Genomic DNA, 15,964 nt, shown 5'->3' on the forward strand with positions numbered 1-15,964 from the left:
TGGGCATGCGCAGACAGTATTCCGTTGAACGGAGCGTTCGCAACGCCGTTCACGAGGATCACCTGCCCTTGTCCGCCAGGAACGCGGAGACCCAGGCCAGCGGGGAGTTCCAGTTGATGGTCAGCTCGTTCGTGGCCCAGGACTCGATGTCGTCGATGTAGCAGAACTGGGGTTTGCAGCCTTTGAGCAGTCGCTGCGCGAGCGGGTCCTGGATACCGGAGTTGGGGCCGCCGGCCAGTGTGCCGCGCGGCGGGTTGGGCAGCGCGGGGTCGAGCTGGTGCGCGTACCAGCGGCTGTGCTGGTTGTGCGAGGCCACCTCGCCGTAGCCGGTCACGTACGACTGGTTGAGCGCGTTGCGGCCGAAGAGGTAGTCCATGCCCTCGCGGACGGCCGCCCGGTACTTCTCGTGCCCGGTCAGGTCGTAGGCCGTGGCCAGGACGACCATGTTGTTCAGCACCAGGTTGTTCGAGCCCCAGTCGAAGTCCGGCGGGTTGTACGGCAGCCCGTACGGGTGCGCCCGCTGGACCGCCAGGTACTTCTCCGCCCCCTCGACCACGGACCGCCGCACCCGCGCCCGGTCGGGGAGGGCGTTGGGCACGGTGGCCAGGTCGAGGCGGCCGAGCTGGGCGGTGTTGCCCCAGTCGAAGCCCCTGTCGCGCCAGACGTCGCCGGTGTGGTGCGGGGAGGCGAGCAGGAAGTCCTTGAACTCCTTCCCGCCGGTCGTGATGTACAGCTCCGCCGCCGCCCAGTAGAACTCGTCGCTCACGTCGTTGTCGTTGTAGGCGCCGCCGCCGGTGCCGTCGTTCGGGTCGGCGTACCTGGCCGGGTTGGCCCTGGCGGCCGCCCAGGCCCTGCGGGCCGCTTTGAGGTTCCTGACGGCGAACGCCGGGTCGTACCGGGCGAACAGCCTGGCCGCCTGCGCCGCCGTCGCGGCCAGGTTGAGGGTGGCGGCCGTCGAGGTGGGGTGCAGCTCGCGGAGCTGCGGGTCCAGGTGCGGCAGCAGCGGCAGACCCGTCCAGTTCTGGTCGTGGATCTTGTGGTGCGCCATCCCCGCGTACGGCTTGCCCTCCGGCACCTGCATGCTCAGCAGGAACTCCTGCTCCCAGCGGGCCTCGTCCAAAATGTCCGGCGTGCCGTTGCCGCTCTCCGGGATGTTCAACTGGCCGTCCTTGAAGGCGGACCTGTCCCGTTCGTACGCGGCCATGAGCTGGTAGACCGAGATGCCGCCGTTGACGACGTACTTGCCGTGGTCGCCGGCGTCGTACCAGCCGCCCTTGACGTTGAGCGAGTAGTCGCAGACGCCGGGCTGGCACGGGACGTTCGCGTCACCCTGGTTCGGCGCCACGCCGGCGTGCCCGGCGGGCCTGGCGTAGCCCGGCCTGAGCCGGTCGAGGATCTCGATGCCGCTGCGCTGGGTGTAGTAGAACTTCAGCGCGTCCGCGGGGAGCTGGTCGTAGATGTCGGCGGCGATGTCGAACGGCCTGCTCGTCTCGCCGTCCGCCGTCAGCGTGTAACCCCTGCCCGGCCTGCGGTAGGTGCCGAAGTCGAGGGTGTGCACGTTCTGGCCGGAGCTGGCGTCCACGCCTCTGGGAGTGGTCCTGCCTCTGGCGACCGTCTGGTTGGCGGCGTTCTTGAGCTCCCAGCCGAGTGCCGTGGTCGCGGTGGTGACCACGGTGGCCTTCTTGGGGCCCTGCGGAAGGTAGCCGACCATGTTCACGCGGACGCGCGGTCCGGTGTCCGGTTCGTACGTCTCGGGCTCCGCGCCGCCCTTGAGCGAGACGTCGTCCAGGCAGAAGCGCCACGGCTCGGCGCTGCCGCCCAGCTGGAAGGCGACCTGGGCGTTGGGCAGCGACACGGGGGCGGTGAAGGTGTAGGAGTAGGCGTTGCCGGAGACGCTGAGCTCCGGATTGGCCGACAGGTACTGCGTCCACGGGTCCACGGGGAGCTGGATCAGCGCCTTGCCGACCTTGGCGGGGCTCGCCGACGCGCTGAACCGGTACGCGTACGTGTCGCCCGCCACCAGCGGGAGGTCGTTCTGGCCGATGATGACGTCCCAGGGGTTGGCCGTGCCGCCGGGGATGTCGGCGCAGAGCCGGCCGGCGTCCACCGTGAGGGTGAGGTTGCCGGTGCTCCACCAGGGAGCGGTGCCGGTGTCGAAGGTGCCGTTGACGATCTGCTCGGGACCCTCGTCCGCCTGCGCTGTGGTGGCGGGGGACAGGGCGACCATGGTGAGGAGGGCCAGTATGGCGGCCCGGCTTCGGGGCATGGAGGTCCTTCGGGGGGTGGGAGCGCTCCCAAGAGGCGGAGCCATCTGATCCTCCTGTCTCACCGCCGCCCCGTCAACGCCCGCAAGCAATGCGGATAAATGACGATTTCATCGTTAATATCGTCAGTTTTCGAACTTATCGGGAAATGGGCCTAGCCGGGCGATGATGTTCTTGGTAGAAATTGCGGCTGGTGGCCACGCCCGGTCGCCTGACGGTTGTCCTTTAAAGGCGATAGTGAGCGGACCGATTCAAGGTGCTTGCCGATGATTTCTTTCTCGTCTCGTGGGACACGACCGGTTCGGGCAGGCCCCGTCTGCACGTCCAGGGCATCGCGCTCGGCCTGGCCGGAGCCCTGATCGGCGAGCTGGTGCTGCACCAGAGGGTCGTCGTGCGGGGCATGCGGCTCACCGTGGTCGATCCGCGGCAGGCCATGGAGAACGTGCCCGACAACGTGGCCGACAGGGCGCTGGCCGATATCGGCAATTCGCCGCACCATACCGACGTGCGTACGTGGCTGGCGTACCTCGCCCGGCGTTCGGTGGACGACGTGAGCGGGCGGCTGGTGGCCACCGGGCTGCTGGAGCGCGAAACCCCGAAACTGCTCAAACGCAAACAACGTCGCTTTTTCTCCACCGACTTCAGCAAGGCCATGTGGCCCGCCACCCGGCTACGGCTGGCGCTGGTCCGCTGGGAGCCGCTGTCGCCGCAGGACATGGCGCTGGCCACGCTGGTGGACGCCTGCGACATGACCGACACCGTGCTCGACGACCCCGCCGACCGGCGGCTGGCCCGCCAGTACCTCGCACGGCTGCAGGAGGCGATCCCCCGGCCGCTGGGCGACCTGAGCCGCCAGGTGAGCGCCGCGGTCGGCGACGCCGTACTGACCTATCGCACGTGACCCCCCGACACCCCCCCCGGAAGGAACCCGATGCGTCTCGTGAAGACCGGGCCCGACCCGATCACCGGCGCGCTCGCCGCCGACCGGCTCGGCGCGCCCTCGGTCGTCTACTTCGTGCTCTCCGCCGCCGCACCGCTCACCGTCGTCGCCGGGGTGGTGACCACCGCGTACGCGGTCACCGGGATCACCGGGCTGCCCATCGCGTTCCTGGTGGTCGGGGTGGTGCTGGCGGTCTTCGCGGTCGGCTACGTGGCGATGGCCCGGCACATGGCGAACGCCGGCGCGTTCTACACCTACATCAGCCGCGGCCTGGGCCGGCCCGCGGGCATCGCGGCCGCCTGGGTGGCGCTGATCGCGTACAACGCCCTGCAGGTCGGCCTGTACGGCGCGTTCGGGACGGCGGCCACGCCGCTGATCGAACGCTGGCTGGGCGTCACGCCGCCCTGGTGGATCATCTCGCTGGTCGCCTGGGCCCTGGTCGCGGCCCTGGGCATGATGCGGGTGGACGTCAACGGACGCCTGCTCGCCGTGCTGCTGACCGCGGAGGTGGCGGTCATCCTGCTGTTCGACCTCGCGGACCTGGTCAACCCGGCGACCTCCGGGTTCTCGGCGGAGACGCTGTCGCCGAGCGCGCTGTTCGTGCCCGGCGTGGGGGCGCTGCTGGTGATCGCGACGCTGGGGTTCGTCGGGTTCGAGTCGTCCGTGGTGTTCTCGGAGGAGAGCCGGGAGCCGCGCCGTACGGTGCCGCTGGCCACGTACTCGGCGGTGGCGATCATCGCGGTCGTGTACGCGCTGTCGTCATGGGCGATGACGGTCGCCACCGGACCCGCGAACATCGTGGCCACGGCCAGGCGCGACCAGGCCGACACCATCTTCCAGCTCGCCGGCGCGCACCTGGGCGGCGCCGTGGTGGACGTCGCCCGGGTGCTCTTCGTGACCAGCCTCTTCGCGGCGATGATCTCGTTCCACAACACCACCGCCCGCTACTTCTTCGCGCTCGGACGGGAGCGGGTGCTCCCGTCGGTCTTCGGCAGGACGAGGGCGCGCAGCGGGGCACCCAAGGCGGGCTCGATCGCCCAGAGCGTGTTCGGGCTGGCCGTCATCCTGGCCTACGCGCTGCTGGGGCTCGATCCGCTGGTGCAGCTCTTCTTCTACGGCGGCTCGTTCGGCGGGTTCGGCGTGCTGCTGCTGGTCTTCGTGACGAGCATCGCGATCATCGTCTTCTTCGCCAGGGAGCCGAGCGGAGAGACGTTCTCGCGGCGGGTCGCCGCGCCCGTGCCCGCCGCGCTGGCGCTGGCCGTGATGGTGTGGCTGGCCGTGGAGAACTTCGGGGCGCTGCTCGGGGTGCCCGAGGGCGATCCGCTGGCGTGGATCCTGCCCACGGTCTACGGCGTGGCCGCGGTGATCGGAGTGATGTGGGCTCTGGTACTTCGCGCCGGACAGCCCGCCGTTTACTCTCTCGTTGGATTGGGCGCCAAGGCGGCGATCCGGGATGGGGCGTGACACGATGGCAGAATCCTGGACGATGCGGCCGGTCATCCGGCGAGCGACGGCCGACGACGCGGCGAAGGTGGCGGAGCTCATCGCGACCGCGTTCTCCGGGCTGAGGGCGATGCACTACCTCGTGCCCGTCCGCAGGGAACGTCACCAGGTCATGACCGCCAACTTCCGGATCCTCGTCGACCACGCCGTCGAGCACGGCGAGATCCACCTCGTCGACGACGGGTCCGCGGTCGCGGTCTGGTTCCCCCACACCGCGCCGCTGCCCGAGCCGCCCGACTACGACCGGCGGCTGGTCGAGGCCACGGGCCATTGGGCCGAGCGCTTCCGGGTGCTCGACGCGCTGTTCGCGGCGAACCATCCCGCGGAGCCGTACCACCACCTGGCCTTCCTGGCGGTCCACCCGAGCTGCCAGAACCAGGGGCTCGGCTCGGCGCTGCTGCGGCACCAGCACGCCCGGCTGGGCGGCGTGCCCGCGTACCTGGAGGCCAGCGACCCGCGCAACCGCGACCTGTACGCGCGCCACGGCTACCGGGCGCGGGAGCCGTTCGCGCTGCCGGACGGGACCCTGTTCTGGCCGATGTGGCGGCCCGCGGACGGGTAGCCCCGCCGCGGGCACTTCCACGGTGGTGGTTACTGGCGGGTCTGCCGGAGCGTGACCGTGTAGGTGTACTGCGTCTCGTCACTGCCCGAGATGATGGTCACGTCATCGGCGTGCTGGCCGGTGGAGAGCCCCCGGCAGGTGGACTCGTGCGCCGTCGCCGAGCCGAGGCTGTCGCCGTCCCCCACGATGGGCGGGGTGACCTCGCGCAGGTTGAAGCTCTTGTTCCCGCTGTCCAGGACGACGAGCGTGGTCGGGTTGCCGAAGTCGGCGCCGTCCGCCGAGTCACCGCTCTTCATGGCGTGGAACTTGTCGCCGAACTTCGGGAACAGGTTCCCGTCCACCTTGAAGCGGAGCTCGTCCTTCCCGTCCCGCTCCGCCACGTTGTTGGCCACGATCTTGTGCAGGTCCACGCGGCACGACCCGGGCGCGGCCTGCGCCGGGCTCGCGGCCAGCGCCGCCGGCGCGGCGAGACCGGTGGCCAGCGCGAGCCCGGCGATCAGCTTGTGAGAGCGCATGCTGTCTTCTCCTTGATGTCGGTACGCCTCGCGGCCCTCGCGAAGCGCGGCATCAGGTTGCGGCGGGCATCGTGAGTGCATCGTTAAAGCCCACGTCAGTCATGTACGGCACGCGCCATCCGCGCCTTTTTCCACAGCGAGGCCGCAGCTGCGCGCCTACTCTCCTGGGTCCATGGGAGACTCGCTGACCCTGCTCCTGCTGGGGACGCCCGACCTGGCCGTCGGAGGAGCGCCCGTGGGCATCCGTTCCGCCAAGACGCGGGCGCTGCTCTGCTACCTGGCCGCCGCGCCGGGCCCACGCCCGCGCGCCGAGCTGGCCGCGCTGCTGTGGGGCGAGCGCCCCGACGTCAACGCGCGCGGCAGCCTGCGGCTCGCGCTGTCCGAGCTGCGCAAGGAGGTGGGCGGCTGGCTCGACATCACCCGCGAACACGTGAGCCTCCGCGCCGACCACGCCTGCTTCGTGGACCACCGGCGTCTCACCCAGGCGCCGACGGTGGCGGAGGCGCTGCGGCTGTGGCGGGGCGACTTCCTGGACGGCGTCTCCTTCGGCGACGCGCCGGGCTTCGCCGACTGGCTGGAGTCGGAGCGCCGGCGGGTGCGGCTGCTGCTGCGCGGTCTTCTCATCCACTCGAGCACCTCCTGCGCCTCCGGGTCCTCCGGCTCCTCTGACGACGTGGTACGGCTGGCGCGCATCGTGGCCGGGCTCGACCCGTACGACGAGGAGGCGCACCGGCTGCTGATGCGAGCCCTGGCCGGAGCGGGCAACCGGGCGGCGGCGCTGACCTGCTACGACGAGCTGCGCCGCCGGCTGACCGCCGAGCTGGGCGTCGAACCCGCGCCGGAGACCCTGGAGGTCAGGCGGCAGCTCGTGCCCAGGGCGCTGCCCACCTCGCGCGTGGCGCTGCCCGTGCCCGGCACGGAGCTGATCGGCAGGGACGCCGACGTCCGGGACCTGCGCGCGCTGATGGCCCGCGAGCGCCTGGTCACCCTGCTGGGACCGGGCGGGATCGGCAAGACCCGCCTCGCCGTCGCCGCAGCGTCGAGCGCCCCCGACCCACACCCGGTCGCGTTCGTGTCCTTCGCGGGCGTGCGGCCCGAGGCGGCCGTCACCACGCTGGCCCGCCGCCTCGGCGTGGACCTCTCGCCGCCGCGCCCCGCCACGGACCTCCTCCTCGCCGCGCTCGCCCACCGCACGACCCTCCTCGTGCTCGACAACCTCGACCACCTCCCGGCCTTCGACCGGGTCATCGGCGAGATCCTCCGCACGGCCCCCGAGGTGCGGGTCCTGGCGACGAGCAGGCGCCGCCCGGACCTGGCCTGCCAGGCGGTCGTCCAGGTGGAGGGACTGTCGGGGCTGGCCGCGGAGGCGCTGTTCACGGCGCGGGCGCTCAGGGCGCAACCGTCGTTCGACGCGGACCGCGAGGCCGCCGACGTGGCCGCGATCTGCGCTGTCACCGGTGGGCTCCCGCTGGCCGTCGAGCTCGCGGCCGGTCTGCTGCGCGCCATACCGTGCGCGGAGCTGGCCCGGCGCCTGCGCGCCGATCCCGGTGCCCTGCTCTCCACCGCCGGACCCGCCGCCAGGCCACGGCACGCCGGCATGCGTACGGTGTTCGAGACCTCCTGGCGTCTGCTGGACCCGGCCTGCCGGTCGGCGCTGGCCGCGCTGTCGGTGTTCGGGGGCGGGTGCACGTTGTGCTCGGCCTTGGAGGTGGCCGCGACCACCCCGCAGGTACTGGTCCGCCTGGTCGATCAGAGCATGATCCACCTCACCCCGTCCGGCCGGTACGCCCTCCACCCGCTCATCCAGCAGTTCGCCGCCGCGCACCTGCGCGAGGACCCTGTGGCCCACCGGTCCGTACGCGAGCGGCACGCCGCCCACTTCGCCGGGCTGCTCGACCACCACGCACCCGCCCTCCACGACGCTTCGGACACGGAGGTGACCCGCGTGCTCGGGGCGGAGATGGACAACATCCGCCTGGCCTGGGCGACGTCGGGCGAATCGCGGTTCCTCGATCGCTACTGGACGCTCTGCCTGCGGTTACGCCTCTATGAGGAGTCGGCGGCCATCGTCCGGCGCCGCCTCGCGCGTGGCACGCAGGCGCCGCACCTGCGTGCCCGCTGGCTGCGGATGGCAGGGGTGAGCGCGTACCAGCTGGCCAGGGTGGCGGAGGCCACGCAGTTCGCCAGGGCCGCGCTCGACGCCCTGGGCGAGCCGCTCCCCGCCGCACCGACCGGCCTCGCCACCGCCACGCTGACCGCCGCCGCCCGGCAGGCCGGTCGCCGCGTCGTGCCCTCCTGCCTCTCGGAGGCGGCCGGGACGGAGGCCGCGCAGGCGCTCGCTCTGCTGGCCAGGCTCGCCTACCACGAGCAGGACCTGCCCACGATGCTGGCCGCCTCGCTCCGCCAGCTCAACGCCGCCGAACGGACGACCGACCCCTCGTTGCGGGCCGAGGCGTACGCGAACTTCGCCGCGATCGCCCGCATAGCCGGCCGCCACCGCGTCGCGCGCCGCTACGGCACGCTCTCCGACACCGCCCTGGCCGAGCTCCGGCACCCCACGGACGCCGCGAACCGCGCCAGGCTGTCCCGGGGGCTGGACCAGCTCCATGCGGGCGCGTTCGAGAGAGCCCGGCAGTTCTTCGCCGAGGGCCGGGCGAGGACCCTGGACCCGCGGATGGCGGAGAACTGCGCCGGCATGCTCGCGGAGACCGCCCTGTGGCAGGGGGACTTCGCGGCGTCGGCGGATCTGTTCGCAGAGACGGAGGAGCTGGCGGTGCGCCGGGTGGGCGGGGACGAGATCGGCCGCCACTGGTGCCTGACCGGCCGGGCCGAGGCGCTGCTGCGGATGGACGGAGTGGCTCCGGAGCGGATCGCGGAGGTGCTGGCGGCCGCCCGCTCGTCCACGGACCGCCGCCGCACGTACGAGAAGGAGCTGGGTCTGCGGGACGGGCCGGTCACGCGGGCGATCCAGGAGATGCGCATCATCACGGCGTCCGCACGACTGGACCTCCGTGTCCCGGGCACGAGCGGGCTGGTCGCGGCCGACGTGCGGCTGGACGTGCGCGCCGCTGACACCGACCGGAGCGTGGCGCGCGACGCGTTGGCGCGGGCGCTCGAACTGGCGCGGGGGTTGCCGTCGGCGCAGCGCGGGATGCTGGAGTGCTGGACGGGGCTGGCCGAGCTGCTCTGGTCGCTCGGCCCCCGGCCGGACCGGGCGACGACGCGGCAGCTCCACGCCCACCTGGGCGCGTACCTGGCGCGGCACCCCGGGGCCGCGGCCCGCATCGGCTGGGCCCGCGCCCTCGTGCTGGCCGCGGCGGGCAGGGAGAAGGCGGCGAGGAGGGCGGCAGCGCAGGCCATGGCCGCCGCGGAACGCCTCGCCACGCCGTACGACCACCGACGGGCAGCCCGGCTGGCCACCTAGTTGGACGCGAAAGCGCAGGTCATATGAGGTACTGGGTTTGCCGCGCGGCACCGGGTACGGTCGGGACCATGCACGCGTACCGGACCGGATTCGTGGCGCTCGCCGCGCTGGCCGCGCTGGCCGCGTGCGGCGGTGCCACGCCCAGCGCACCGGAGGCGGCGCTGCCCGCGTCGCCGTCCGACAGCCCGGAGCCCACGGAGCAGGCCGGGCAGGCGCTGGCCGGCAAGATCGTCGTGATCGACCCCGGTCACAACGGCGGGAACGCCGCGCACCCCAAAGAGATCAACCGCCAGGTCGACATCATCACCGGCAGGAAGGCGTGCAACACGACCGGCACCGAGACCGACGCCGGATACCCCGAGCACGCGTTCACCTGGGACGTCGCCAGGAGGCTCAGGCCGATCCTGGAGAAGATGGGCGCCAAGGTCGTCTTCACCCGGCCCAACGACAAAGGCGTCGGCCCGTGCGTCACCGAGCGGGCCGCCATCGGCAACGAGGCCAGGGCGGACGCGGTCCTGTCGATCCACGGCGACGGCGCCGCGCCGGGCGGGCACGGCTTCCACGTGATCATGCCGGGGCCGGTCGAGGGGCACAACGACGCGATCATCAAGCCGTCCCGCCGGCTCGGCGTGGCAGTCAGGAACGCCTACCACGCCGGCACGGGGCTCCCGTACTCCACCTACACCGGCACGGACGGGCTGCAGACCCGCACCGACCTGGGCGGGCTCAACCTCTCCACGCGACCTGCGGTGTTCATCGAGTGCGGCAACATGCGCAACCGAGGGGACGCCGCCAAGATGTCCGACCCCGCCTTCCGCGAGCGGATGGCCAAGGCACTGGCCGGCGGGCTCACGAAGTACCTGAGCTAGCGGTCCCGTACGCGCGCAGGAACGCCGCGACGGCGGCCTCGGAGAGCCGCTCCAGGTCGGCTTCCGTGTAGTGGTCGCCGGCCCCCCAGAACATGACCTTGTTCACCGGGATCCACAGCAGCAGGCCCACGAAGTGCTCGGCGGTCAGCTGGGGGTCGTCCAGGCGGAGCAGACCGCGCTCCGCGAGGCGTTCGAAGGCGGCGGCCAGGGTCTTCAGCGAGCGCTCGAAGCCCTGCTGGTACCAGGTCCGGCCGAGATCGGGGAAGCGGTCGGCCTCGGCGATGATCAGCCGTCGCAGACGGAGCACGTCCGGCCGCATGAGCGCGTCGAGATACTGGCGGGCCAGCGCGCCCAGGTCCTTCTCCAGGTCGTGGCTTTCGTCGAGGGCCTTCGCGATCATTGTGGCCAGCCCGCCCACCTGGCCGGTCGTGTCGAGGATGATGCTGGTGAACAGCTGCTCCTTGTCGGTGAAGTGCTTGTAGACGGTCTGCTTCGAGACCGCCGCCAGCGCCGCCACCTCGTCCATGCTCGCGCCCACGTAGCCGTTGCGCAGGAAGACCGGCCGCGCCGCGTCCATGATCTGCCTGCGCTTGCGTGCCGTGCGGCCGTCCTCATCCGGTGCCATGACCACCCCTTCGCCCTCTTACGGAAAAGAGTACTAGACAGTTCCGTACTGATGTGAGTACTGTACCGTCTAGTTCCTGAGGCGGACAAGGATTGAGACTATGAGTGATCTTCAGAAGCAGGTGCAGGAAGCCGCGGACAGGCTCGTGGAGTCAGGCGACGAACGCGGGCTCCAGGTGGCCGTCTATCGAGACGGCGTCCAGGTCGTGGACGTGGTGGCGGGTGTGGCCGACCCCGAGACCGGGCGGCCCGTGACGTCCGGCACGCCCTTCTACAACTACTCGATCGGCAAGGGCGCCACCGCGACCATCGCCCACATCCTGGCCGAGCGGGGGCTGTTCGGCTATGACACGCCGGTGGTGGAGCTGTGGCCGGAGTTCGGGCGACACGGCAAGCAGGGCGTGACCGTACGGCACGTGCTGTCGCACACGGCGGGTGTGCCCGGCGTGCCGCTCGACACGACGCCCGAGGACGTCTGCGACTGGGAGAAGATGGTCGCCGCGCTGGAGGACGCCGAGCTGTGGTGGGAGCCGGGCACCAAGATGGGCTACCACGCGTACACGTTCGGGTTCCTGGTCGGCGAGATCGTCCGCAGGGTCACCGGCAAGCCCATCTCGCAGGTGCTGCTCGAGGACGTGGCGGGGCCGCTGGGCGTGGCCGACGAGCTCTACTTCGGGATGCCGGAGAAGGAGCACGCCCGGCTGGCCAGGCTGGAGGACGCGCCGATGGACATGTCGGCGTGGGGCGAGATGCCGGCGGACCTGCCGATGTTCAAGGCGGGGCCGATGAGCCTGATGCCGACCGCCGACCTGGGCAACAGGCCCGACTACCTGTCCGCCGACATCCCCGCTGGCGGCAAGACCTCGGCCAGGGCCATCGCGCGGATGTACGCGGCGCTGCTCGGCGAGGTGGACGGGACGCGGCTGATCTCGCCCGACCGGCTGCGCGAGGTGACGGCGGTGGCCTCCAGCGGGATCGACGAGGTGTTCGGCATGCCTTCGGCCTGGGGGCTCGGGTACGGCATCGGCGCCCCCGACTCGACGGCCGAGGCGACCCCGACGGTCTTCGGGGTGCCGGGCGCGGGCGGCAGCGCGGCCTGGGCCGACACGGCGACCGGCACCGCGTTCGCCCTCACGAAGAACCGCCTCACCAACGACTTCGCGGCCGTCTCCCTGATCAGCGCCATCGTCAAAGCCGCCTGACGAGCTCCCGCCTCTCTTCAAAGGACGGCCACCAGCTGACGGCCGTCGGCGTCAGCCGTCGCGGCAGAGCGGTTTGCCGCCCACCACGCAGGCGATGTCGTCGAGCTGGCAGCTCAGCAAGGTGCCGTCCATGCCGAGCACGAGCACGAGATCGCGCCTGGACGGATGAGCCAGCATGACCCTGCCGACCACGCCATTATCCAAGATCACGGTCGGGCGGCCTGCCGCATTGTCCATGCCCTCGTGACTCCTCTCAGCTGCGGAACGGAATCCGTTCCCCACCAGGATGCACAGGTGTGTGTCATGAGCGCATCGGTCATCCGGCTCAAATTCCGTTCCTGGGTAGGAATGGTCATGGAAGACTGGTTTCAGCAGGGGTTACGGAGGTAGTGATCTTGCACACCTGGCTCACTGATCGGTTCGGCCTGAAGGTGCCCCTGGTGGGTGCCCCGATGGCGGGCGTGGGGGCGGGCCGGCTGGCCGCCGCGATCTCCGAGGCCGGGGCGCTGGGTGTGATCGGGGCCTCCGCCGCCGTCACGGGGGAGTGGATCGCGAAGGAGGCCGCCGTCGCGGGCGGCGGGCCGTACGGGATCGGGCTCATGGCCTGGGCGCTGCCCGGCAACCCGGCCCAGTTCGAGGCCGTGCTCGAGCTCCGTCCCCCGATGGTCTCCGTGAGCTTCGGGCCGTACGCGCGCTACGTCGAGGAGCTCCGGCAGGCGGGCATCACGGTCGTCACCCAGGCGGGCACCACCGACGAGGCCCGCGCCGCCGAGCAGGCCGGGGTGGACGCGGTGGTGGCGCGCGGGGCCGAGGCCGGCGGGCACGGGCGCGACGAGGTGGGCACCCTGCCGCTGCTGCAGAGCGTCCTCGACGCGGTGCGGATCCCGGTGCTCGCGGCGGGCGGCATCGCGAACGCGCGCGGGCTCGCCGCCGTGCTGGCCGCCGGCGCCGCCGGGGCGTGGGTGGGCACGGCGTTCATGGGGTGTGTGGAGACCGCGCTCTCCGCGGCGGCCGGCGACCGGTTGCTGGCCGCGGAGGAGACAGGCACCGCGTACGGCCGGGTCTTCGACATCGCCCAGCGTCTCGGGTGGCCGCCGGAGTACGGCGGGCGGGCGCTGCGTAACGAGTTCTTCGACCGTTGGGCGGGCCGCGAGGACGAGCTGGCCGCGGACGACTCCGCTCGCGCCCGGCTGGAGGAGGCGCGGCGCGAGGGGGACTTCGACACCGCCTACATTTACGCGGGGCAGGGAGTGGGGATGGTGCGCGAGCGGCGCACGGCGGCCGACGTGGTGGCCGACTTCGCCGCCGCCGAGCGGCTCCTGACGCGCTTCACGGACAGCTGACCACCAGGTGCAGCAACCGAGAACGTGTTCTGTTTCGGCTGCCGTTCCGTTTGGAGCGTTCTTCGCCTGATTCAGGCGTCTGGCGAATGAGCGGCGAGTAGTATGGCGTTCGAGTTGTGCGCGCAGAAGGAGACGGCCCCCCCGTGACCGAGCTAGAACGCGTTCCGCCTGGCGTGGACCCGACTGTTCCCAGCTCCGCCCGGGTGTACGACTATCTGCTCGGCGGCAAGGACCACGTCGCGGTCGACCGGGCCGTGGCCGAGAGGCTGCTCGCGGTGGCCCCGGAAACGCGCATGGTGGCCAGGGCGAACCGCAGGTTCCAGGTCGAGGCCGTCCGCCATCTGGCGCAGCAGGGCGTGCGGCAGTTCATCGATCTGGGCACCGGCATCCCGACCTCGCCCAGCATCCACGAGACCGTCCGCTCCGTGAACTCCTCCTGCCGGGTGGTCTACGTCGACTACGACCCGGTGGTGCGGCTGCACGCCCAGGTGCTGCTGGCCGACTCGCCCGGCATCGCCAGCATCCAGGCCGATCTGCGCCGCCCGGCCGACGTGCTGGCCGACCCCCACGTCAGCGATCTGATCGACTTCGGCCGGCCGGTGTGCGTGCTGCTGGTCGGCGTGCTGCACTACGTGATGGACGAGGAGGACCCCGAGGGCATCGTGGCCGCGTTCAGGGAGCGCATGGCGCCGGGCAGCCATCTGGCGCTCACCCACGCGATGGCGGAGAGCGACCCCGAGGCGATCGCCCAGCTCACGAAGTCGACGGCCGGCACCCCCGCGCAGGCGCGGTTCAGGACGCGGAGGGAGGTGCTGCGGCTGTTCGACGGGTTCGAGTTGATCGGGCCCGGCCTGGTGCCGGTCCAGGACTGGCACCTCGGCGAGGAGCCCCACATCCCCCTGCTGGACGACATGTCGCGGCTCCGCATCGAGGGCGGGGTCGGCCGGCTCAGAGCTTGATGCCCTCGATGATCTGCGCCAGCTCGGGTACGAGGGGCGTGCTGGCCATCACGGTGACGACGACTCCCTTGCGCTCGACCCAGCCCGCGTACCGGCCGTCGCCCAGCGCGCCGTCGCCCTCCTGGGTGAGCACCTGACGACTGCCGATCTTCATGGTCTTCGTGTCGCCGGAGAACGTCCCCATGTCGAACGGCCCGTTCTTGAGCTGTGCCAGCTTGCTCGCCTTCGGCCAGCACACCACCCTGATCCACAGCGACCGCTGCTTGGGATCCGCGTTGGGGCGGTCGTCCCCCCACTGGTAGCTGTACTCGCTGATGCCGCCGTGCTTGCTGACGAGGACTCCGCCGTACGTGAAGCCCTTCGGGATGTGGTTGACGCGGACTCCCCTGATGGCGGTGGCGCCCCTGGGCGGCTGGTCGACCTTGCTGTCGGACGACTGCTTCACGTCCGCCTTGGTCGGGGTGGGGCAGGTGGGGCGCTCCGCGGCCTGGGCCGGGAGCGCCACCAGAGCCGCGGCGACGGGGAGGACGGACAGAGCGGCGAGCCGCTGAATCTTGTTCATATCGGAGTTGGATGCGACAGATGTGAGAAAGGTTCAGTAGCTCTTGAGCGTGATGTCGGTCGCGAACTTGTCGGTCAGCTTCATCATCAGACCGAGCAGGAAGCTGTACTTGAACATCCAGTTCCGCATCCGGAGCCTGGCCGGGGTGCCGGGGGCGAGGAAGGGGCCGGCGTTGCCGCTGTCAGCCACCTTGGCGTACCCGCGCATCTGCTCCTCGTACTGTGCGAAGGCCACGCGGTGATCGCCGCCGGCCGAGGCCAGTTCGCCCGCGAGCACGTACGCGCCGACCATGGCCAGGCCCGTGCCGAAGCCGCCCAGGGTGTTGCCGTACGCGGAGTCGCCGAGCAGCACCACGCGCCCCTGGCTGTAGCGGTCGATCGTGACCTTGCTGATGGAGTCGAGGTAGACGTCCTGGGAGTGGCGCACCTCCTCCATGACCGCCGGGATCTTCCAGCCCATGCCCGCGTAGGCGCGGGCCAAAATGTCCTTCTGCTGCCGCATGTCGTACCGGTCGTAGTCGAGGCGCTCGGAGGCGAAGACGAAGAACGCGGGCGCCTTCGGTCCGCCCACGGCGGCCATCCTGCCGGGCTCGTTGTACATCCTCGGCACCGCGCCGAAGGCCGCGGGCACGTCGACCAGGGCGTAGTAGTGGCCGAGGAACTTCACGTAGTCGGCCTCCGGGCCGAAGGCGAGGCGGCGGACGTTGGAGTGGATCCCGTCCGCCCCGACGACCAGGTCGAACGTGCGGGGGGCGGAGCGCTCGAAGGTGACGTGGACGCCGCTGGGGGTCTCGGTCAGCGAGGTGATCGAGTCGCCGAAGATGTACTCGCAGTACGGCGCCGTCTTCTCGTACAGGAGCCGGGTCAGGTCGCCGCGCCTGATCTCGATGTCGCCGCCGGTGAACTCGCCGGGGATGACCGCCAGGCTGTGGCCGTTCGCGTCGACGATCTCCTGGTCGGCGCCGCCGGTCTGGAGCGCCTTGACGTCCTCGAGTATCCCCATGCGGGTCAGGACGGTGCGGTGGGTCTCGCCCTTGAAGTCGACGGCCTGCCCGCCCAGGCGGAGGGCCGGGGCCTTCTCGACGATGGTGACGTTGAAGCCGTAGCGGGTGAGCCAGTGAGCGAGGGCGGGACCGCCGATGCTGGCGCCGGAGATGAGGACGTTGGTGTTCTTCATGCCCTGTAGCTTCACGGGCGG

Annotated in this window: 14 protein-coding genes; 8 read left to right on the forward strand and 6 right to left on the reverse strand. The window is 71.3% G+C overall.

Annotated features, from left to right (window positions below; all coding sequences use genetic code 11):
* Positions 1–58: 58 nt before the first annotated feature.
* Complete coding sequence (locus tag ABD830_RS44300) at positions 59–2,266, reverse strand: glycoside hydrolase family 9 protein (protein WP_345000848.1); 2,208 nt, start codon at positions 2,264–2,266, stop codon at positions 59–61.
* Positions 2,267–2,520: 254 nt separating this feature from the next.
* Between ABD830_RS44300 and ABD830_RS44305 the strand changes: the two genes are divergently transcribed.
* The 3 genes from ABD830_RS44305 to ABD830_RS44315 are packed head-to-tail and all read left to right on the forward strand — an operon-like array spanning position 2,521 to position 5,269.
* Positions 2,521–3,165 carry a GOLPH3/VPS74 family protein gene (locus ABD830_RS44305; RefSeq protein WP_345000850.1) on the forward strand — a complete coding sequence of 215 codons (645 nt, stop codon included), beginning with the start codon at positions 2,521–2,523 and terminating at the stop codon, positions 3,163–3,165.
* A 30-nt stretch (positions 3,166–3,195) separates the two neighbouring features.
* Entirely contained in the window at positions 3,196–4,668 is a 1,473-nt protein-coding gene (locus ABD830_RS44310) for an APC family permease (protein WP_345000852.1), read from the forward strand.
* A gap of 22 nt (positions 4,669–4,690) precedes the next feature.
* Entirely contained in the window at positions 4,691–5,269 is a 579-nt protein-coding gene (locus ABD830_RS44315; protein WP_345000854.1) for a GNAT family N-acetyltransferase, read from the forward strand.
* A gap of 29 nt (positions 5,270–5,298) precedes the next feature.
* Here the strand turns inward: ABD830_RS44315 and ABD830_RS44320 are convergent, their stop codons facing one another.
* A complete protein-coding gene (locus ABD830_RS44320; protein WP_345000856.1) occupies positions 5,299–5,784 on the reverse strand; it encodes a hypothetical protein in 486 nt (161 codons plus the stop codon).
* Between the two features lie 172 nt (positions 5,785–5,956).
* Here ABD830_RS44320 and ABD830_RS44325 point away from each other — a divergent pair, with 172 nt between their 5' ends.
* Positions 5,957–9,208 carry an ATP-binding protein gene (locus tag ABD830_RS44325; RefSeq protein WP_345000858.1) on the forward strand — a complete coding sequence of 1,084 codons (3,252 nt, stop codon included), beginning with the start codon at positions 5,957–5,959 and terminating at the stop codon, positions 9,206–9,208.
* A gap of 68 nt (positions 9,209–9,276) precedes the next feature.
* Positions 9,277–10,077: an N-acetylmuramoyl-L-alanine amidase gene (locus ABD830_RS44330; RefSeq protein WP_345000860.1), complete on the forward strand. Its 801-nt coding sequence runs from the start codon at positions 9,277–9,279 to the stop codon at positions 10,075–10,077.
* On the opposite strand, the gene ABD830_RS44335 is transcribed toward ABD830_RS44330, so the two are convergent.
* Complete coding sequence (locus tag ABD830_RS44335; RefSeq protein WP_345000862.1) at positions 10,058–10,702, reverse strand: TetR/AcrR family transcriptional regulator; 645 nt, start codon at positions 10,700–10,702, stop codon at positions 10,058–10,060. The two genes, ABD830_RS44330 and ABD830_RS44335, sit on opposite strands and share 20 nt — an antisense overlap.
* Positions 10,703–10,802: 100 nt before the next feature.
* On the opposite strand from ABD830_RS44335, the gene ABD830_RS44340 reads away from it, so the two are divergent.
* A complete protein-coding gene (locus tag ABD830_RS44340; protein WP_345000864.1) occupies positions 10,803–11,903 on the forward strand; it encodes a serine hydrolase domain-containing protein in 1,101 nt (366 codons plus the stop codon).
* A gap of 51 nt (positions 11,904–11,954) precedes the next feature.
* Here ABD830_RS44340 and ABD830_RS44345 read toward each other — a convergent pair whose 3' ends face one another.
* On the reverse strand, positions 11,955–12,140 hold the full coding sequence (locus ABD830_RS44345; RefSeq protein WP_345000866.1) for a hypothetical protein: 186 nt from the start codon (positions 12,138–12,140) through the stop codon (positions 11,955–11,957).
* Positions 12,141–12,298: 158 nt separating this feature from the next.
* On the opposite strand from ABD830_RS44345, the gene ABD830_RS44350 reads away from it, so the two are divergent.
* Both ABD830_RS44350 and ABD830_RS44355 read left to right on the forward strand, forming a co-directional pair.
* Complete coding sequence (locus ABD830_RS44350; protein ID WP_425567239.1) at positions 12,299–13,246, forward strand: NAD(P)H-dependent flavin oxidoreductase; 948 nt, start codon at positions 12,299–12,301, stop codon at positions 13,244–13,246.
* Between the two features lie 143 nt (positions 13,247–13,389).
* Entirely contained in the window at positions 13,390–14,205 is an 816-nt protein-coding gene (locus tag ABD830_RS44355; protein ID WP_345000870.1) for an SAM-dependent methyltransferase, read from the forward strand.
* Here ABD830_RS44355 and ABD830_RS44360 read toward each other — a convergent pair.
* Complete coding sequence (locus ABD830_RS44360) at positions 14,195–14,767, reverse strand: hypothetical protein (protein WP_345000872.1); 573 nt, start codon at positions 14,765–14,767, stop codon at positions 14,195–14,197. The genes ABD830_RS44355 and ABD830_RS44360 overlap by 11 nt on opposite strands.
* A 33-nt stretch (positions 14,768–14,800) precedes the next feature.
* Positions 14,801–15,943 carry an FAD-dependent monooxygenase gene (locus ABD830_RS44365; RefSeq protein WP_345000874.1) on the reverse strand — a complete coding sequence of 381 codons (1,143 nt, stop codon included), beginning with the start codon at positions 15,941–15,943 and terminating at the stop codon, positions 14,801–14,803.
* Between the last annotated feature and the right edge of the window lie 21 nt (positions 15,944–15,964).

It is taken from the genome of Nonomuraea helvata (genome assembly GCF_039535785.1).
Classification (GTDB): domain Bacteria; phylum Actinomycetota; class Actinomycetes; order Streptosporangiales; family Streptosporangiaceae; genus Nonomuraea; species Nonomuraea helvata.